Annotated in this window: 17 protein-coding genes; 4 read left to right on the top strand and 13 right to left on the bottom strand. The window is 59.1% G+C overall.

The window, feature by feature from the left end:
• Window positions 1-149: 149 nt before the first annotated feature.
• Entirely contained in the window at window positions 150-3,995 is a 3,846-nt protein-coding gene (locus FEZ60_RS24250; protein WP_172937188.1) for a hypothetical protein, read from the top strand.
• A gap of 7 nt (window positions 3,996-4,002) precedes the next feature.
• Here FEZ60_RS24250 and FEZ60_RS24245 read toward each other — a convergent pair whose 3' ends face one another.
• The 3 genes from FEZ60_RS24245 to FEZ60_RS33175 form a co-directional block, all read right to left on the bottom strand.
• Entirely contained in the window at window positions 4,003-4,755 is a 753-nt protein-coding gene (locus FEZ60_RS24245) for a DUF4190 domain-containing protein (RefSeq protein WP_045066806.1), read from the bottom strand.
• A 102-nt stretch (window positions 4,756-4,857) separates the two neighbouring features.
• A complete protein-coding gene (locus FEZ60_RS24240) occupies window positions 4,858-5,265 on the bottom strand; it encodes a hypothetical protein (RefSeq protein ID WP_172937187.1) in 408 nt (135 codons plus the stop codon).
• Window positions 5,266-5,317: 52 nt separating this feature from the next.
• Window positions 5,318-5,644 (bottom strand): DUF4347 domain-containing protein, encoded by a 327-nt coding sequence (locus tag FEZ60_RS33175; RefSeq protein WP_346343405.1) that lies wholly within the window; start codon window positions 5,642-5,644, stop codon window positions 5,318-5,320.
• A 264-nt stretch (window positions 5,645-5,908) separates the two neighbouring features.
• Between FEZ60_RS33175 and FEZ60_RS32650 the strand changes: the two genes are divergently transcribed.
• On the top strand, window positions 5,909-6,112 hold the full coding sequence (locus tag FEZ60_RS32650) for a hypothetical protein (protein ID WP_242484782.1): 204 nt from the start codon (window positions 5,909-5,911) through the stop codon (window positions 6,110-6,112).
• A gap of 12 nt (window positions 6,113-6,124) precedes the next feature.
• Here FEZ60_RS32650 and FEZ60_RS24230 read toward each other — a convergent pair whose 3' ends face one another.
• From FEZ60_RS24230 to FEZ60_RS24185, 10 genes are all read right to left on the bottom strand, one after another.
• Complete coding sequence (locus FEZ60_RS24230) at window positions 6,125-6,385, bottom strand: hypothetical protein (RefSeq protein WP_172937186.1); 261 nt, start codon at window positions 6,383-6,385, stop codon at window positions 6,125-6,127.
• A 50-nt stretch (window positions 6,386-6,435) separates the two neighbouring features.
• Window positions 6,436-6,765 (bottom strand): hypothetical protein, encoded by a 330-nt coding sequence (locus FEZ60_RS24225; protein WP_172937185.1) that lies wholly within the window; start codon window positions 6,763-6,765, stop codon window positions 6,436-6,438.
• 302 nt (window positions 6,766-7,067) lie between these two features.
• Window positions 7,068-9,860, bottom strand: a complete 2,793-nt coding sequence (locus FEZ60_RS24220; RefSeq protein ID WP_172937184.1) for an FtsK/SpoIIIE domain-containing protein — start codon at window positions 9,858-9,860, stop codon at window positions 7,068-7,070.
• Window positions 9,857-10,363: a nucleotide exchange factor GrpE gene (gene grpE, locus FEZ60_RS24215; protein WP_172937183.1), complete on the bottom strand. Its 507-nt coding sequence runs from the start codon at window positions 10,361-10,363 to the stop codon at window positions 9,857-9,859. The genes FEZ60_RS24220 and grpE overlap by 4 nt, the downstream gene beginning before the upstream one ends.
• Window positions 10,364-10,365: 2 nt before the next feature.
• The gene (locus FEZ60_RS24210; RefSeq protein ID WP_172937182.1) at window positions 10,366-11,484 is read right to left on the bottom strand and encodes a J domain-containing protein; all 1,119 of its coding nucleotides are present in this window, start codon (window positions 11,482-11,484) and stop codon (window positions 10,366-10,368) included.
• A 29-nt stretch (window positions 11,485-11,513) separates the two neighbouring features.
• The gene (locus tag FEZ60_RS24205) at window positions 11,514-13,049 is read right to left on the bottom strand and encodes an Hsp70 family protein (protein ID WP_172937181.1); all 1,536 of its coding nucleotides are present in this window, start codon (window positions 13,047-13,049) and stop codon (window positions 11,514-11,516) included.
• Window positions 13,050-13,053: 4 nt separating this feature from the next.
• Complete coding sequence (locus FEZ60_RS24200) at window positions 13,054-13,449, bottom strand: hypothetical protein (RefSeq protein WP_172937180.1); 396 nt, start codon at window positions 13,447-13,449, stop codon at window positions 13,054-13,056.
• A gap of 288 nt (window positions 13,450-13,737) precedes the next feature.
• Window positions 13,738-14,760: a response regulator transcription factor gene (locus FEZ60_RS24195; protein WP_172937179.1), complete on the bottom strand. Its 1,023-nt coding sequence runs from the start codon at window positions 14,758-14,760 to the stop codon at window positions 13,738-13,740.
• 357 nt (window positions 14,761-15,117) lie between these two features.
• Window positions 15,118-15,711, bottom strand: coding sequence for a GNAT family protein (locus FEZ60_RS24190; protein ID WP_172937178.1), 594 nt, complete (start codon window positions 15,709-15,711; stop codon window positions 15,118-15,120).
• Window positions 15,708-17,045 carry a hypothetical protein gene (locus FEZ60_RS24185; protein ID WP_172937177.1) on the bottom strand — a complete coding sequence of 446 codons (1,338 nt, stop codon included), beginning with the start codon at window positions 17,043-17,045 and terminating at the stop codon, window positions 15,708-15,710. The genes FEZ60_RS24190 and FEZ60_RS24185 overlap by 4 nt, the downstream gene beginning before the upstream one ends.
• A 201-nt stretch (window positions 17,046-17,246) precedes the next feature.
• Here FEZ60_RS24185 and rpsF point away from each other — a divergent pair, with 201 nt between their 5' ends.
• Both rpsF and FEZ60_RS24175 read left to right on the top strand, forming a co-directional pair.
• Window positions 17,247-17,534 carry a 30S ribosomal protein S6 gene (gene rpsF / locus FEZ60_RS24180; protein WP_003941237.1) on the top strand — a complete coding sequence of 96 codons (288 nt, stop codon included), beginning with the start codon at window positions 17,247-17,249 and terminating at the stop codon, window positions 17,532-17,534.
• A gap of 65 nt (window positions 17,535-17,599) precedes the next feature.
• On the top strand, window positions 17,600-18,124 hold the full coding sequence (locus FEZ60_RS24175) for a single-stranded DNA-binding protein (RefSeq protein ID WP_033237097.1): 525 nt from the start codon (window positions 17,600-17,602) through the stop codon (window positions 18,122-18,124).
• The last annotated feature ends 13 nt before the right edge of the window (window positions 18,125-18,137 follow it).

Here is an 18,137-nt window from a genome sequence, read left to right as displayed (position 1 = left end):
CGCAACTTTGCAGAAGGGCTGCGGGCGGGCCGGAATGCGACGTGATCAGTATGTCCAGGCGTTCGCTCGAAATTCCGGTCGAAGGCGCGATCAATACACAGTCCATACAACGCGCGATTCTCTGACCTGGTCGGATAAAGTGCCTCGCTATGAACTCGAAGGCGGAATCCGGCACCGAAAATCATGTCGATCCCGCAAATATCGAGTCGCGGGGGCAGTTTGCTGAATCGCTAACTGCGTTGCGGAAGTCCGCGGGGCTGACAGTCCGCGACGCCGTCGAACGGTCAGGCGGTCTCCACGGAACCGTGGCCGGGTGGTTTTCCGGGCAGCACCTTCCGACACCGAACAGCATGCCGAAGTTCGTTGCGCTGTTGAAAGCATGCGGAGTCGATTCGGGCGAGCAACAGGAGAGCTGGATCAGCGCGGTCCAGCGCGTGCGGCAACTGACTGCCCGCCGCCGCGGCGACACCGTCGTTCCGTATCGCGGACTCGAATCCTTCCGTCAGGAGGACGCCGAGTGGTTCTTCGGGCGAGGTGAACTCACCACTGCTCTGGTCGATCGGGTCGCGGCGGCGACGCGGGGTGAGGGCAGCCGTCAGTTCATGGTCATCGGAGCGTCTGGCTCCGGTAAGTCGTCGTTGCTGCGGGCTGGTCTGGCTCCGAAGATTGCCGACGGCGATCCGCGGTTCGACGGTTGGCACGTGGAGGTTCTGCACCCGGGTTCGCAGGACATTCCGTCGTCGATCGGCGACACTCCCACGGTCCTGATCGTCGATCAGTTCGAGGAACTGTGGACGCAGCGCGATCGTGATCGTCGCGAGGAATTCCTTCGGGCGCTCGCTGATCTGGGTGAGAACACGATCGTCGTGATCGGGATGCGGGCCGATTTCTACGGGCTTGCGGCCGAGGAGCCGTTGCTGCTTCCGTTGCTCGACGATTCGCCGATGGTGGTCGGTCCGCTCACCGAGGAGCAGTTGCGTGACGTGATCGTCGAGCCGGCAGTGAAGGCCGGGATGACGGTTCAGAGTGAGCTGATTCAGGTTCTGGTCGGTGAGCTGACGCCGCGCGGTTCGCACACGGCAAGTGACCCGGGGGCACTCCCCCTCCTGTCCCACGCACTGCTGGGAACCTGGCAGCGCTCCACGCGTAAGACCCTGACGGTGTCCGACTACTACGCAACCGACGGCATCGCGGGTGCAGTTCAGCAGAGCGCCGAGGAGGTGTACGGCGAGCTGACCGAGCGGCAGCAGAAGTTGGCGCGCAGGATCTTCCTCCGGTTGGTCAACGTCGACGAGGTCACGCAGACGCGTCGACGAGCTCCCCGTACCGAGCTTTTTCTCGGCGACAACTTCGGCGACGTCAATACCGTCATCGACCTTTTTGCGCTGAGGCGTCTGTTGACTGTGGACGAGGAGACCGTCGAGGTTTCGCATGAGGTATTGCTGTCGGCGTGGAGTCGGCTGCGCGATTGGATCGATTCGGATCGCGCCGGTCTGGCGGTCCACCGCCGATTCACCTATGCGGCGCAGGTGTGGGAAGACAGTGGCCGCGACCCCGGTGCTTTGCTCGGGGCTGCCCGCCTACATCTGACCGAAGAATGGCTACGTACCGGTGAATTGGGCCTCGAACTGGAACCAAGCGAGACCCGCATCGCCGATCTCAACGCGACCGAGCGAGAATTTCTCGCCGCAAGTATCGCGCATCGGGATCAGCAGGAAAGTGCAGATCGGCGACGGACCCGCGTGCTACGACGGCTTGTCTCGGCGCTGGCTGCCGCGTCGGTGATCGCTTTGGTGCTGGCCGTGGTCGCGATGGTCGCCGGGTTCAGTGCCAATCATCAACGCGCCGAGGCAGATACGGCCCGTGACGAAGCGATGTCCCGCCAGGTTGCCACCGAGGCGACGCGGATGCGCGCCAAGGATCCGTCGTTGGCGGCGCAGCTTGCATTGGCCGCGTATGACGTCAGCGAGACCACGGAAGCCCGCTCGGCGCTGCTCGACGCGTCGGGTGTGCATGCGGCGACGCGCATCGTCGGCCCGCCCGGTGCCATGAAAGCTCGAATCAATCCCGCGGGAACCATTGTGGCCGTGGCAAGTTCCGACGGAATGGTCCGCCTGTATCCGATAGTCGAGGGTGCCGCGTCGGTAACGCCGGTGTCGGAATTCTTCGGGGTGGCGGAAGGGACGGCTCTGTTTGCGGCGTCGTTCAGTCCGGACGGGCGTTTGCTGTCGACCGGTGGAGCAGGCGGCGGCGCGCTGTGGGATGTGTCGGACCCGGCCAACCCGGTGCGCGGAACACTGTTCGTCGACGCGGATCACGTGGTGCAGGACATGGAATTCAGTCCGGACGGAACCAAGTTGATTGCCGGCACTTCGACGCCGGACGTGTTGCGATGGAACATCGACGACACTGCCGACGCGGTTGCACTGCCGCCGCTTCCGCATCCGGCTTCGGGAACCGTCACTGCCACGTTCAGTCCCGATGGCCGTTTGCTCGTGGCCGGTGGGCGCCAGAGCACTCTGCGGGTGTGGGATGTGACGCAGTGGGACAATCCCGCTGCGCCACCGATTTTTGCAACCGAACCCGACGGCACCACCAATCACTATCTGGGTGTTGCGTTCAGCGCCGACGGGCGGGAATTTGCTGCGGGATCTACGGCGCGAGAAGTGGTGCGCTGGGACATGGCAGACCCGGCTCGCCCGCGCCCATTGGCTGCGCTCACCGGGTTTTCCAGCTACGTCAACGAAATCAACTACAGCAACGACGGAACCCGTTTTGCTGCAGGTAGTTCCGACAACACCGTGCGAGTGTGGGATCCGCGTACCGCAGCGCTGATCGAGGTGCTGCCGGATTCCGGCGCCATCACCACGGTCGACTACAGCGAGGACGGGCAGATTCTGGTCACCGGCGGACTCAACGGGGTGACACGCGTGTGGTCGATGCCGGGGCCAGTGTGGGCGGGAGCACGAGACACCATCTACACCAGTCCTTTTGCCGGTGACGGTTCGCGACTTCTGGCTGGCGTCGGCGCCAAGGGTAGTGCGTTGCTGGCGTGGAACACCGAGGATTTCGACAATCCAGTGTTGATGCCCGAGATGACACCCCGCGGTGAGGACAGGTTCACCGGGGCGTCGGCGATATCGGCAGATGGCCGGCTGGCGGTGGCCGGAACAGGTACGGGTGGAGCGTATTTGTGGGACATCAGCGATCCGACGACGCCGAGACTCGCCAGTGACCGGCAGGAGTACGTCGATGGCATCGTGGCCGTTGTTGCACTCGACCCGTCGGGAACGCTGTTGGCGGTGTCGTCACAGGATGACAACGTCTTTGCCTTGGTCGACGTCTCCGATCCTGCGGCGCCCGAGCTTCTGTCGAGGACCGATGCCGGGTCGTACCCGCAGATGATGGCGTTCCGGCCGGGTGACACCACGCTGGCCGTTGCCAACGCCAAGAACGAGGTCGATCTGTGGGACATATCCGATCGAGCTGCTCCGCGGATTGTTGCCAGTGTCGGCGGTTTCGAAAGTTATGCCCAGGCGGTGATGTTCAGTCCGGACGGTACGCTCATGGCGACCGGTAGTGCGGACCACAGTGTGCAGTTGTGGAATGTCGAGAATCCTTCGGAACCAAGGCAACTCGCACGAATGGTCGGTCCCGAATCGGCGATCTACTCAGTGTCCTTCAATCGGGCAGGTGAGTTGCTCTCGGCCGGCGTGGGTGATGGCACGGTGTGGTTGTGGGACATCACGGCGCCGCAGGACCCCGAGCGGTTTGCAGTATTGACGGCGCAACCCGTGCGAGTCAACGATGCACAATTCGCGGGTGCGGCCGACCTGATTGCGGGTAGTGGCACCGAGAAGACAATTCGCGTGTGGGGCACCGATCCGGATGCTGTCTCCGCGCGGATATGCAGTACCGCCGGAACTCTCATCACCGAGGCCGAATGGGAGCGATACCTCCCCGGTGTGCCGTACCGAGATCTGTGCGAGGCCTAGAAGCCTCTCAGTTCAACCAGACTTCGACGGCCGGTTCGCTGCCCAGTTCACTTCCGCCGTCCAGGACAAGTAATCCACTGGGGCTGAGTTGGTAGGTGACATCGTCGTTGCGGGCGGCAAAGCCTTCCCTGGTGCGGATCGGATCGTCGATCTCGATTGTTGCTCCGTCACTGAGTCTTTCACCCTTGTAGTAGTAGCGGCCGACACCGGTTTCACAGACGACGATTCGTGAACCGGTAGTGATCGCAACAGCAACGGCGGGGTTGGACGCATTGCAGCGGGGACCGTTCGAGATGAAACCTTGCCGGTCCGTCCCGGTGACGGTGGGAAGTGGGCCGGACACCGTCGTGGTTACCCGGGGCACGGTGGTTGTTTGTGGAACCGTTGTGGTCCGGGGTGCCGTGGTCGCTGCGTACGACTGCGCGGTGGTGTAGGTGTAGGTATTCGACCGGGCGTCGTCAGCAGCCTCCGTGACAGCGGTCGCGAACAGTCCCCAGAAGGCGATCCACGCGATGAAGAAGAGTATGCCGATCGCGGTGAAGATGTAACCGAGGATCAGGCCGGCGAGTGCCAAGCCGTCGCCCTGCTCACCGGTCCGTTTGATCTGACTGCGCGCGATGTGGCCGAACACGATTCCCAGTGGGGCAAAGAGGAACGCGAATACCAGCGCCAGGACCGCCAAGACGTTCGTTGGCTGCGGTTGCTGCCAGTTCTGTTTTGGGTACTGCTGCTGGTATCCGTACGGTCCCGGTTCGCTCATGCACTGATTTTGCGGTACGAAGTCAGGCAAACCGCGCAGGCGGTTGGGTAGCTGCGGACGCGTCGTCCTGATTACTGGTGGAACTGTTCCTAGATCGGTGGATCAACCAAACGGGTTGTGCGCTTTCTTGTCGGTCTGCGGTGGAGACTCCGGATCCGCGGCGAGGTGTGTTGACGCCGACGTCTTTCGCAACTCCTGGACTGTCAAGGAAGAGATGATCGGGCAACGGTAGCGCCGACGTCTGATCTCGCTCAGCAGTCGATCGTCGAAGCTGAGTCCGTACTGTTCCACGTAGTAGGTCAGAGATAGAGGCCAGGTGTAATCGCCGTCGGTGGCTGCGCCGATCGGAACGACTCGTCCCGCAGACGAATCGATCAGATCGTCGTCCTTTCCCACTGCGATGACCAGGATGCTCCCGCCGCGAAGATAGTCGGCAACGCTCTGTGCATCATCGAGTTTTGGCGCCTCGGGTCGAGGAGTGAAACTGATGGACGTCAATTCTTTGCTCATAGTTCGTCCGATCCGACAAGACAGCGGAGTGTTCGCTGAAGGAAATTGCAGATTAATTCGGTTCGAATACACGCCAGCCTCCTAGTCCGCGTCCGTCTGCTCCCCGTTGTGACTGACCCGTGGAGTCGTGCGGGCTGATGATCACGCTACCGTCGGGGTCGGGTGGTAACCAGATGCTGTCGGTGGGCGCGGCCACGCGGGCGCCGAGTTCGTCGGCCAACTGTTGCGCAAAGCCGCCCTCTTCTGCGCCGGTTGAGCAGGAAAAGAGCGTAATGGATTGTCCGGGTGAGTAGTTGCTGTCCATCCGGATCAGCGTAGCAAGTCCGGATGCGCTCAACGAAGTGTTTCCTACGCCAACTTCTTGCGAATTTCCATGCACAACAGCGAGATACGAGCCATCTGTTACTGCCGGGATTGACGGCGCAAGTGGGACAAGTGGATCACCTTTCGGCAGGAAGCACTTGCCTGTGGAATTCGTTGTCGGAAACGATTGATCGAGAAGCCTCTGGTCTACAGCGGATGAATCGCTGTGTCGCCCGACGCTTGCCGTGTTGCTCGCCGCTGACCCACTGGCTGCACCGCCGACGTGTTGGGCGATGAAATTTTGCCCCAGGCGGCTGGTCTCCTCCAGAAGACGGGCAGCATGGCGGCACGCCTGGGCAGCGGCGTCAACGGCAAGGACGGCTGTTGTGAGCTGAGCGTTTCTCTCCTGCCCGCTCAACGCCACAATCGTGCGACCTGCATTGCTCAATCCTTGCGATTTCTGCGCAATATGGGATGCCATCCGAACGATATCGGCGTCGATTCCGTCGAGCGTTCGGCACAGTTCTTCGAGTTGGCTCACTGAACGATCGGTTCACTACAACGATGATGCGTATCGGTTGGCAACCTGCGCGGCTTGTTGCAGTGCGGCAATCGCCTGATCGACTTGCTTCTCAGCGGCTTGGAGAGCCTGAACCATGTCACGATCGACATTCTGTGAACTGCCGCCGAGGGTGGCGGACACCTGGCTGACGGCTGTCGAGAATTTCGATTTGAAGCCGGCGAGTCCCTGTGCAGTTGTTTTTGCATCATTGCCTACGGCTGCAATTCGCTGCTTGAGCTGTGTCAACTGTGACATGGTCGTTTCCCTTTGTTAGTGGACGGACTGGGCATTCGAGAGCAGTGGTTCTAGAGCAGGACAAATATGACGATGAGGATGATCAGAAGAGCGACAATGCCTGAAGCTGCACGAAGAGTGTTCTTCCGTCTGACACGCGCAGCTTCTGCACGTCGTCTCTCGTCCTCGAGCCGTATCTCCTCGCGAAGGCGTGCTTCAGCCGCGTCGGCCAGCGCCTTTCGGGACAGTTCTTGACGCTTTCGCAAGGCTTCGCCCGCGAGCTGTGCTTGCTCTTGCGCCTCGGCCTCACGACGCATAGCTTCACGAGTTCGAGCGCGCGCGGAGCTCTCGGCCATCAGTGACGCACTCTTGATCTCCTCCACTATCTGTCTCTGTGTCATTCGCAGTTCTTCGAGTTCACTGTCACTGGCGGTCATCCCCGACGCTGCGCGAACTGCATTCGGTGGTCGGGAACCAAGATTGGCCAGAGTCTGTGCAGCTGACTGGTATTCAGCGCTGCTTGCAATACGGATCTGCTCGATCGTTTGTTTGCGATTGCGACCGTCATTTCGGATCTTGGATAGCTGTTGTTGTTGCTTTGTTTCCGAATTCGCGCACGCCGTCTCGAGGCGGGTCGGAATTTGCCCGATCATCGTGAGCGCGTCCAAATATGACGAATACGAGGATGAGTCCGTTCTGGTCATCACGCACCCCATTCGGCAGTCGAATAGGCGCTCACATCTGCGCGGTCGACAGGGGAGAAAGGAATGATGACTGTCGGATTGGCAAGCTGTGTTCGGTCGACCCAGAGCGCTCGATTGTCTCGGACTGACCATGTGACAAACGGACCTAGGAAGTCCTGAACTGTCGACTGATCGGCCCGCAGGAACGCCATGACATCGACCATGCCCTCGCCTCCGAACCCTAGATGCGCTTGGTACGTCGCCGCATTGGTCCACCATCCGAGAAAGTGAACCGACTTGGTCGGGCCGTCTCGTAATACTGTTCTGAGGATGTCTGCGGGAGTGTTGGCAAATGCGTCCGGTGTGTCCAGCCGACCGATCCGGTCGAATCCGAAGGCCAATACGTACGTTACGGGGCCGCCCGGGACAGCATTGGTGACTGTTTCGGACAGTTGCTGCAGGATGTCGAGCACTCCATCTCGTCCTACGACCTCGACTGGAAATCCGAGGCGTTCCATCAATGCATGCCACAACCCAATATTGTTCTGACTCTTGACCGTATCGTCGATCAATTCGATACTCACGAATCGAGCATCTCCACGAGGATGTTGCATCGCGAGTGACAGCGCCGCGCTCTGCAGGATTCCGACCGCAGTGTTGTTCCCGGACAGTCCGAGCGAGCTTCCAAATTGATTCACCTTCTCGCCGGCGCCGATGATGGCGAAATTGCGTCCGGGTTCGGCGCTGAAGGACACCCCGGCAGTGTGTTGCGCTACCGAGATCAGGTTCCCGATGATTGCGGTTGGCGCACGCGGACCTTCCAGCGTCGATAAGCGCAGCTGTTGGACGGAGGAAATCGCTTGCCGCACCCGAAGGGACTGCGCTCCATCGAATATTGTCGGTGCGTCAGTGCGATCCTTCGCGTCGTTCCACCACTTTCTTCGTAGTACCTCCAGCACGTCGTCGTCGGCGACAGCGATGGCGACGGTGCGATTCGCTTCGCGTGTTCCATAGTCCAGGTTGACGATTGCTTCTCCTCGGTACTTGAGACGCGCCGGAGCGTCGTTGCCCGGGGTAAGCGTGTTCACAGCTTCTTGAGGTGAGTTCTTCAGTGCGATTCTGATAGGAAACTGTCCGTACAAACCATTTTCGCGTGCCATGAGTGCTGAGATGCCGGAGATAGACTGTGAGGCGAGAAGTAGATGGATTCCGTATGCGCGACCCAGTCGTGCGATCCCTTCGAGGAGTTGAGCGCACTGAGCGGCAATCGGATCATCTGAAGGTTCGAAGAGTCGCTGAAACTCATCGATCATGAGGATAATTCGTGGCATCACTGCATGCGGAACCTGGTTCCTGTAGCGGGAGATACTGTCCCCGTGTGGTTTTATAGTGGTGGCTCGGCGGACGCGTTCGGCGTCCAGTTCTTCCAACACTGCTAACCCGAAGTCGCGATCACTCTCGAGTCCGAGGACCTGCGCGTGCACCAGAAATTCAGGTGCATCAGTAGTCGACATGTATGGATAGAGCGATACGCCATCCTTGAAATCGAGGAGGTACATCTGAACTTCCTCCGGCGAATACCGTTGTCCGACACTGTGAATAATCGTTTTCAGAAGATTGGACTTTCCTTGCCCCACGGCACCGGTGACCAGGAGGTTATGTCGCTGTTCGCGCTCGTCTCCGATTGTCACCTCTACTACGTCGCGGCCGGTCTTACCGATTGCGAAGGTGATGCCGTCGGCGCTGGAAGTATGCCATTGTCGGTCGAGTGCCTCAATTGAGGGGAACTCGATTTTGGGTCCGGCAGCGTCCTTGAGTCTCTTCGCCAGCGAACCGACGACGGTGACTATCTCGTCGACAGTCGGGCCTTGCAGCCGCACCTCCATATCTCGGTGTCGCTGCCAGATCAGTTTGTCGTCGTTGATCAGGAGTTCACCGAATGCATCGATCTCGGAGGCCGGTACCGCCGTTGTCGTCGACGATTCTGATCCGCCGCTTCGATTCTCGCGCACCATGAAGAGAGAGATGCCCGCGGCAGGACCAACGCGGGCAAGAGTTTTCAGCTTTTGGTGCATCGAATTCGTGACAGCATCGGGATAGTCGAAAACCGTCACGAGTCGGAGATGCTCGATGGGATGTCCAATCTCTCGACGATAGTCGAGAAGTGTCGTGTCACTACCACGCATAGTGTCAGAGATGCGCTGAACATCGGTAAGCAAAGTGTCTAGTAGATCATCGAAATCTTCTGTCCGAGTGATACTTTGAATCGAGTCGGATGACGCGTCTTTCAAGCCGCTGAAGGGCGCCAGCCATCCGCGCAAATGCGGGTCGTATCCGATTACCTGTACCTGGTCGGGTGCAGTGTGTGCGAGTGTCTCGAGGACAATCTTGTGGACAGCGCTTTTCAGCTCCGTCGTTGGCGGTCCCACCATTGTCATGTTGGAACGGCCGAGGAGCGGTACGATCCACGGCACCGTCAGGTTGTCGTTCACTCCGATTTTCGCACTGGGGAATTCGATGGTTCCCAGCCGAATAAAGTCTGCGGTGGCCAGGGAATCAGTGTTGTCGGCAACTTCGACGCTCTCTGAGAACTCCCGGATTCTTGCGCTGTGTTCGATGACTTGCTGGGCTGAGTTGTTGCGCGCAAGAGCGATTGAGCGCGCATGTTCCTTTCGTAGTAAATCCAGTGACCGGGTGGATTTCCGCTCGATTTCGGCAACGGCGGCGTCGAGCGAACCGAGAAGCCGTGAATGTACCTGTTGCAAAGCGCTGTTCAACGTTTGCGTTTCACGGGGCGAGGTGCCGTTGGTCATGACGAACTTCCGGAGTTCGCTACCGTCACGGTGACTTGCGCCGGGCGGAGGAGGCGGTCGCCGGCCGTGTACCCAGGTCGGTTCAACGTGTGAATTTTGCCGACGCTCTCCGGGTCGTCAACCTCGACTGTAGCGATGACCTCGTGGATTCGAGGGTTGAGAGGACCGTCTGCGGAAACCTGCTCGATCCCGCGGCGCCACAACACTTCCAGTAGTTCGTCCGCACCGGTCAGCGCTAGCTCCTGAAGATCCTGGTATTGGCTGCCACCTGCGGTAGTCAATCGATCGACAACGAGGAGGATTTCCTTGGCCAAGCCGTCGAATTCTCGGCGGCTGAGCTGATCCTTCGACATGCGCAACTCGTCTTGCAGGCTCTCGAACATCGCAGCGCGTGACTTGTCGTCCATGAGTCGACGACGGAAGAGATCCTTGAGTTGCTCGATCTCCGAGCCAAGCGTCTCGATGGCCTTGTGGACGTCGGTGATATCGGCGGGGTTTGTCATTGTCAAACCGAAACCGACGTTTGAATCCCGGTCCTGGTGACACTGTTCGGCAGCTTCCGGCCTCGCCACTTCCAATCCACCATCCGGTGGCGATAGACGTACAGCGCGATGATCGCGACGACGGCAGCGAAAGCGAGGAATGACAGGCCGCCGCCGGCAACGAACATGATAATTACGGCTACAGCGAGGGCCCCACCGTATCCGATGAGGCTGTCGGAGCTGTACCACCTGACTGTCCCGGCGTCCGTTACGACTCTGCGGAACTCGTCGATCGAGGCCAGTGTCTCATTGTCGGTGATTCCCAACGTTTCGATTCTGACGAGAGCCTTCTTGCCGCATTCGAGTTGGGCATCGTTGGTGATGGTCATAGAGTCGTCGGCGTGGGTGCTCCACTTGTTTGATGCGGCACCCATGATGACCGAGGCCAAGGCATTTTTCAGGCCCTGGTTGCCAGGATCGCGCTCGAGGGCCCGCTCGACAAGTGGCAAGGCCAGGTCCGGCTTACCGGACCGCATGTATGTGTCAGCAATTCCCAACGCGTAGTACGGATTGGAAGGTTCGAGTGATTGTGCATGCTCGTAAGACTTTCTCGCGGTGTCGAATTGATCCGCATCTACGAATATATCTCCGAGAACACTGTGGTATTCGGCGTGATTGGGCGAAAGCCTCAATGCTTCACTGATTTCGAACTGAGCATTGGCCAGATTCTCGAGTTCGAGGGACGCCTGGGCACGAACGTACCAGCCTTCCGGATTCGACTGATTCTGATTGGTTGCCTCGGTTCCTGCCATGTGCGCTTGTGTTGCGTTTCCGGCATCGAGGTATTCCTGGGCGATTCCGACCCAGTTTCGTCCTGGTGTCGCGCCGGATTGTTGAGGTGGCTGTTCGACGTGGGCAGCAAGTCTTCGATCGTAATCCGCTCGACGGCTCGCATCGAGGAGTGTCTGCTCTGCTTCGGAGATCCCCTGAATTCGTTTCTCGGCGCGTGCGCGAACGTCAGGATTGGGATGATTTTGTTTGCGAGTCCAGTCCTTGCGTTGGTTTCGTACGGCCTTCTTGATTGTGTCGACGTCGCTCTCACGTGGAATATCGAGGAGTTCGTAGTAGTCGATCAGGTCCATGTCAGATCCTCATGGTCGTGTGTGGGGCGTTAGGAAACCGTGAGACGGGCAACTCGGTCTTTAGCGGTGCCGAGTTCGTCGTCCGTCAAATTGGCGATGCGATCGATGTCGAACGTTCCGATCAACTTGTTGGCGGTCAGATCCGTGACCTCCACGAAGACCGTCTGATCGATGTCGTACGCGTACGACACTCGAACGGGTGCCCCCTGTGGATACGGCGGAATAGGCAGTGTTTTTTCACCGATCACGACGACGTATTCAGGATCGGTATCGTCGCCTTGGGTGACCTCGACGTGAACCGAGGTCTGCTGGTCGGAGGAGGTGTAGAAGTCTTGAGAACTTTTGGCCGGAATCTTGGTGTTTCTGGGAATCAGTATGTTGTTCATCATTGTTCGCGAGTCGTTGCCATCCAGTGCGAGCGTCCCCAGTGCCTGCGACGTGACATCGAGCACCTGGAGACCCTTGCCCTCGAATACATCGAGAGTGGTGCCGGCGCTGGCCGAGACATGCACTGCCGCTTGAATAGCCGCTCCGAGAGCTACGGCCTGATCGGGATGAACAGTCCGGTCCGCCTGACGGCCAGCCAGTTTCTCGACAAGATTTCTGATCATCGGCATGCGAGTGGACCCGCCGACGAGAATCAGATGGTCAAGAGAATCCCATGCGACGCCGGCCTCGTCGAGCACAGATTCCGTGAGATCCTCTGTTCTGCGAACCAAGTCCATGGTCAGTTGCTCGAAAGTCGAGCGATCAATTTGAACTCGATAGGATCTGCCGCCCTCCGCGACGATCACCATGGTCGACGCAACTGTGGTCAGACTGCGCTTGGCCATTTCGGCTTTTTCCCGCAACGATGCGGTTTGCATGGCGTCATCGAGTACATCGGGCCCACCCTGCGCCTGAACTTGTTCGGCGATGTGCACCATCAGTCGGTTGTCGAAGTCGAACCCGCCGAGGTTGCGGTCGCCGTCAGTCCCCAGAACCTCGAACTGACCTCCGCCGATCCGCATCAAGGTGACATCGAACGTGCCGCCGCCGAGGTCGTATACGAGGACTAGACCGTCGGATGCTGTATCAAGTCCGAATGAGAGTGCGGCAGCCGTTGGTTCGTTGAGCACGCGTAGCACGTTGAGCCCGGCTATTTCGCCTGCGTCCTTAGTTGCCTTGCGGCGAGCGTCGTCGAAGTAGGCAGGCACGGTGATCACGGCATCGGTCACAGTCGAGCCCAGGGCAAGTTCGGCGTCGGCCTTCAATCTGCGCAATATGACAGCAGAGATCTCCTCTGGTCGGTAGCTCGTTCCGGCTGGGGATTCGAATCGCCATGCGGAATCGCCCATACTGCGCTTCACGAACTCGACGACGTCGTGCGGAGCGCTCGCGGCTGCGTGCTTGGCCATGGCACCGACAAGTGGTTCGTCCTTGCCGCCGATATCCTGAAACATCACGACCGACGGGGTGATGTCCTCGCCTTCGCTGTTCGAGAGTATCTCCGGGACGCCGGTTGCTCGCATGACCGCGACAGCTGAATACGTTGTGCCGAGGTCGATTCCGATTGCATGTGACATCGTCTCAGACGCCCATCTCTTCAAGCTTCTTGATCATCTTGCGGCGCTTGAGGTAGACCCGGTCAGCAGATGAGACGATGCCCATTCGGCTGGCGGCGAAAGACATCCAGGCTGAGACGTCGGTGTTTCCGTTATCCATTTCGGCGATATTGATCGAGATAATGGGATTGTCCATGCCCCACGAGCTGAGTCCGAGACCTTTCGACTGGTAGTTCAGATCGCCATCGCCGTTCACTGGCTTCCACCAGACGGATCCGAAGTGGGATTGCACAGCGTTGGCGACTTCGAGCGGCGGGGCTTTTACCTGAAAGTCCGCCTGCTTCCGCGCCATAACGCTGATCCAGATGGCAAGTCCGAAGATTGCCAGGAAGATTACGACGACCGCGACTAATACGTTCATGTTTCCTCTTTTCCGCGGACGGAAGTCCATTCATAGAGTGGTTGGTTGATTTCGATCGATAAGTTCTGGATGGATGCCGACAATGTGTTCGTTCTGCTCGTGCCCAGAGATCGAATTCCGTCGTTGCAGAAGACGCCTCTGTGTTTGTCGAGTCAATGGCGGGTGGCGGTCGACTGATGACAAACATAATTTCGGTTCTGTTGACAACGGCAGGTACTTGCGTTGTCGATTTCCTGTGTGCTAAGAAGCAAGGTTATTCACAGGCGGAAGTCCATATTGGTTCTTATCTCAGTCGGTTTCGATCAATTGCCAGCACTCGCGGACGAACTTTCGGACCGTGGACCATTCGGGATATTCGGGTGCTGACCTTGCGGCGGAGGATGCGAAACGCGCGTATTCCGGAGCCGGTATCCCCGCGACTTCCCAGGCGGTACGGCGGATGTTCGAGATCACGCTTCGCTTGATCGACAAGTCGCGTTGTGTTCGATTCGATGTCCATATTTCGGGTGGCAGTGTTCGCGCGACCTCGAGAAATTCAACGATGCTCCCGGTCAGACGCAGCCCTTGTGATTGACGTATCGCGAGAGGCGTGGGTAGTTGGTGCTCGGGTTTCATCGACCCGGATCGCAAATTGTCGATGAAACGCGCGAGGTCTCTGACAACGTCCTCGTAGGAGAACTGAAACTGAATACCCGCTTCGGCTTGGCGCAGGTTCAGCACTGGATTGCTCGGCCCCAGTCTGATTGACACCGTCGAGGCCTGTGGCATCGCTGCAACGAGTTTCGGAACATGATCGAGGCTGGCGTGCCTGTCCATTCCTGCCGGAGTGAAGGAAGAGATGAGGATGTAGTCCCAAATCGATGATGCATATGAATGTGCAGCCTCCGATTGAACTACCGCGCACGCGAATCCGGCCTCGGTGAGTACTTTTTCGAGTCCCGTGCCGATAAGAGAATCATCGGAGACAATGAGAATAGAAACAAATTCATTACCTATTCTCATGACCTGGTCGACCAATTCGGCGAGGTGCTCTTCATCGGCGGAAAGGGATGAGGCAGCCGCATATGCACTTGCGGCGTTCTGCAACTGCTGGATAGAGCTTCCCTGTCCGCGACGAGACACCAGGTAGCAATATAAGTGCCTATCGTCCATGGCATCGATCGGTGGGAACGATTGTTCCTGGCACCACTGTGTTAACGCCAACGAATCTTCGTCGGTGTAGGTGAAATGTCGCTTGCCTGTATAACTGGGTTTTGCGCCACCCGGCACGAATGCCGTCAATTCCTGCTGATCTGATGATTGGCGATGCATTAGTTACCTATGCTTCGGAAAGAGGGTGTGGTGTCGCACGCAACGGATTCACGGAGACGTCGAATTCGCGATGCGGTCGCCGGCCATCGACCGGAACTCGGGCACATTTCTCAGACGTCCCCCGACCTGGACCGAGCCGAGACCATGATCGATGTCGGCGCAACCGCTTGTGAAGTGGATTTGCGGAATCCGTACTAGATCAATACACGGGAAAGTGCTCTGATCAGGCTTTTTGTTGTATGTGGTGAATCGGGTAATGAACCTTCGAAGCTAGGTTTTCTGCACGACGAAAGAATCGCCGCATTCAGCTGAGCTGGAATGTGACGGCGATGGGCGTTCAAAGTTCGGTGTTGGCGGCTACAAGACCGTCGCGCCGACGCGTCGCTCCAATTGCGGTGCGATCATCGGCCAATCCTCGTCCGTCATGGAAAAGAGGGCGGTGGTGCGCCAACTGCCATCCGTTCGCTGGCGGTGCTTGCGGAGCAAGCCCTCGTACTGCGCGCCCAGCTTGGCGATGGCGGCCCGGGATTGTTCGTTGAACTCGTCCGTGTGCCATTCGACGCGGACGGCGCCGAGATCGTCGAATGCCCGACGCAGCAGGAGAAGTTTTGCCTCCGGATTGATCCGAGTTCCCTGAGCGGACTTCGACAGCCACGTGTACCCGATCGCAAGACTGCGATACGCCGGGGCGATTTGATACAGCGAGGTGCTGCCCACTACGGCGTCGGTGCGCGTGTCGATCTGGGCGAACGCTACCCGATCCGGATTCGACTCGGCCGCCTCGATGTAGGCGACCGCCTCTGCGTGAGTGTTGATCGGGGCGGCTGTCCAGCGGAAGATGCTCGGATCGTCCGACGCGGCAATGAGTGCGTCGGCGTGCTCACGGACCAACGGTTCGAGCCGGACATGCGTGCCGGTCAATGTCGGTGATTGAAACCAGCTTTCGGTCATCTGCTGAGCTCCGGTATCGGTGGGATTTTCTCGACAGCCATCCCGGCGAGTGGATAGCGCAGCGGTACCCGCAAGAACAGGAAGAAGAACACGGCCAGTAACACGACATGACCCCACACACTGGCCTGTACGACGGCTTCGTACTTGCTCGGATCGAGATTCATGTCGAGTTGGTAGAAGTAGCGGAAGATCCCGATTCCCAAGGCGGCATCGGCCACGAGATACGCGGCGATCCAGAACCAGCGGATCTGAAACAGAACCAGGAACGGCAGCAGCCACAAGGTGTACTGCGGCGAGTTCACCTTGTGCAGCAAGATGAATCCGCACAACATTGCCGCGCTCACCGCGATCCACGGGAAATAACCGTCGCGCACAAAGCGTCGCCAGCCCAGATACATCGCCAACGCGAACGACAACAGGATCATCAGGGGGGACAGGATGCTCACCAATGCGTCGTAGTCCGCGTTGAGTTCGCGTACACCGAAGCCGTAGAACGGTCGAAGACCCCAGAACCACAGCGAATTGGTGGTGATGTCGGCGCTGCGCTTCTCCTGGAAACTGAAGGACGCACGCCAACCGTCGTACGAGATGAGGGCAAACGGAAGGTTGACGAGAACCACCGTCGCCACCGCGGCACCACCCGTCATCAGCGCGCCGCGTACGTCGTACTTCTTGCCGTCTCGGCCGCGTGTCAGGACATACGCGAGAAGCGGAAGAACAAAGATTCCCGGATACAACTTCAGGCAGAAACCGATGGCCAGGATGATCGACGCCAGTAGCGCCCGCGTCCGAAAAGGTATGCGCTCGAACGTCATCACGAAGATCGCGCCGACGCTGGTTGCAACGACGGGCAGCTCCCAGTTGTGGAACGCGTACAACACCAGTGGCGGGGTGGCCGACCAGATCAACGCGTAGGCGCCGCTCATCCGGCCAAGCATCCATGCCGTCAGCAAGCCGAACGGGGCCAGGATCAACGCGGAATGCAGCAGGAACTCGGCATCGTTGTGGGATCCGATTCCACCCAGCCACATCAGGATTCCGCTGAGCACCGGATACTCGACGGTTCCGCCGTAGAGGAAACCTTCTGGCGTGATGCCTCCAGTGACAAACGGAAAGAGGTGCTGGTCGATGCCGCGTCCGAGCCACAGAAGCTGGATGTCGGAGTAACAGACGCGGACGTTCTTATCGACATCGAAGGCAAGGCTCCGGCCGTCCGGCGCGAAGGGCGCGCCGGCGCATCGCGCCTTGTTGAAGTAGCCCAGAGTCATGGCCAGCCCGCAGAGACCGACGACAAGCGTCAGGATCGACGCCGAGGTTTTCCGGTCCGTTCGCATGAAGCCCACCCTAGGGGCTCGCGCTGCAAGACGGTTCGACGAGCGTCCGTAAGCGTTCTGGGCGTTTCCTGTGATCGGGGACGCGATTTCGCTGGTCAGGGGCACCTCGTGTAACCTACGAGGGTTGCTGACGCAACGACCCTCCTGCCACGGATAGTCCGTGGCCGTTTTCACTTAGTCCACAGGAGGTGATGAGGTCTTATGCGTCATTACGAATTGATGGTCATCCTTGACCCCAGCCTGGACGAGCGCACTGTCGCTCCTTCGCTGGATACGTTCCTCAATGTTGTGCGCCAGCACGGCGGCACGATCGACAAGGTCGATGTCTGGGGTAAGCGTCGTCTCGCCTACGAGATCCTGAAGCATGCTGAAGGTATCTACGCGGTGATCGACATCAACGCCACTCCCGCCACCGTTGCTGAGCTCGATCGTCAGCTCGGTCTGAACGAGTCGGTTCTGCGCACGAAGGTTCTGCGCCACAACAAGTGATTTCTGTCGGTAGCGAACTCTAACCTCGCACCCAACAGACTTACATCAAAAGCAGGAGGAACCACATGGCTGGCGACACCATCATCACCGTCATCGGAAACCTGACGGCTGATCCTGAGCTTCGTTTCACCCCGGCGGGTGCTGCGGTGGCAAACTTCACGGTTGCTTCCACGCCCCGCACCTTCGACCGTAATTCCAATGAATGGAAAGACGGCGATGCGCTGTTCATGCGTTGCAACATCTGGCGCGAAGCAGCCGAGAACGTCGCGGAGAGCTTGACCCGTGGCTCACGAGTAATCGTGAGCGGCCGGCTCAAGCAGCGTTCGTACGAAACTCGTGAGGGCGAAAAGCGAACTGTCGTCGAGCTCGAAGTTGATGAAATCGGTCCTTCACTGAAGTACGCCACGGCAAAGGTCAACAAGGCCAACCGTGGTGGCGGCGGTGGCGGCGGCAACTTCGGAGGTTCCTCCGGCGGATCGGGCGGCGGACGTCCGAGCGCTGCACCTTCCGGTGGAGACGATCCGTGGGGCAGTGCCCCTCCGGCTTCGGGCTCCTTCGGTGGCGGCGGCAACGACGAACCGCCTTTCTGATCCGTACCTGATC

Source organism: Rhodococcus sp. MS16 (genome assembly GCF_013277795.1).
GTDB classification, from domain to species: domain Bacteria; phylum Actinomycetota; class Actinomycetes; order Mycobacteriales; family Mycobacteriaceae; genus Rhodococcus_F; species Rhodococcus_F globerula.
Note: the sequence above shows the minus strand (reverse complement) of the source record. Positions and strands in the feature narration are given on the sequence as shown.

Coding starts and splice junctions, on each gene's coding strand:
- FEZ60_RS24250 (WP_172937188.1), top strand. CDS start 150: ATGAACTCGAAGGCGGAATCCGGCACCGAAAATCATGTCGATCCCGCA.
- FEZ60_RS24245 (WP_045066806.1), bottom strand. CDS start 4,755: ATGAGCGAACCGGGACCGTACGGATACCAGCAGCAGTACCCAAAACAG.
- FEZ60_RS24240 (WP_172937187.1), bottom strand. CDS start 5,265: ATGAGCAAAGAATTGACGTCCATCAGTTTCACTCCTCGACCCGAGGCG.
- FEZ60_RS32650 (WP_242484782.1), top strand. CDS start 5,909: ATGGCGGCACGCCTGGGCAGCGGCGTCAACGGCAAGGACGGCTGTTGT.
- FEZ60_RS24230 (WP_172937186.1), bottom strand. CDS start 6,385: ATGTCACAGTTGACACAGCTCAAGCAGCGAATTGCAGCCGTAGGCAAT.
- FEZ60_RS24225 (WP_172937185.1), bottom strand. CDS start 6,765: ATGACACAGAGACAGATAGTGGAGGAGATCAAGAGTGCGTCACTGATG.
- FEZ60_RS24220 (WP_172937184.1), bottom strand. CDS start 9,860: ATGACCAACGGCACCTCGCCCCGTGAAACGCAAACGTTGAACAGCGCT.
- grpE (WP_172937183.1), bottom strand. CDS start 10,363: ATGACAAACCCCGCCGATATCACCGACGTCCACAAGGCCATCGAGACG.
- FEZ60_RS24210 (WP_172937182.1), bottom strand. CDS start 11,484: ATGGACCTGATCGACTACTACGAACTCCTCGATATTCCACGTGAGAGC.
- FEZ60_RS24205 (WP_172937181.1), bottom strand. CDS start 13,049: ATGTCACATGCAATCGGAATCGACCTCGGCACAACGTATTCAGCTGTC.
- FEZ60_RS24200 (WP_172937180.1), bottom strand. CDS start 13,449: ATGAACGTATTAGTCGCGGTCGTCGTAATCTTCCTGGCAATCTTCGGA.
- FEZ60_RS24195 (WP_172937179.1), bottom strand. CDS start 14,760: ATGCATCGCCAATCATCAGATCAGCAGGAATTGACGGCATTCGTGCCG.
- FEZ60_RS24190 (WP_172937178.1), bottom strand. CDS start 15,711: ATGACCGAAAGCTGGTTTCAATCACCGACATTGACCGGCACGCATGTC.
- FEZ60_RS24185 (WP_172937177.1), bottom strand. CDS start 17,045: ATGCGAACGGACCGGAAAACCTCGGCGTCGATCCTGACGCTTGTCGTC.
- rpsF (WP_003941237.1), top strand. CDS start 17,247: ATGCGTCATTACGAATTGATGGTCATCCTTGACCCCAGCCTGGACGAG.
- FEZ60_RS24175 (WP_033237097.1), top strand. CDS start 17,600: ATGGCTGGCGACACCATCATCACCGTCATCGGAAACCTGACGGCTGAT.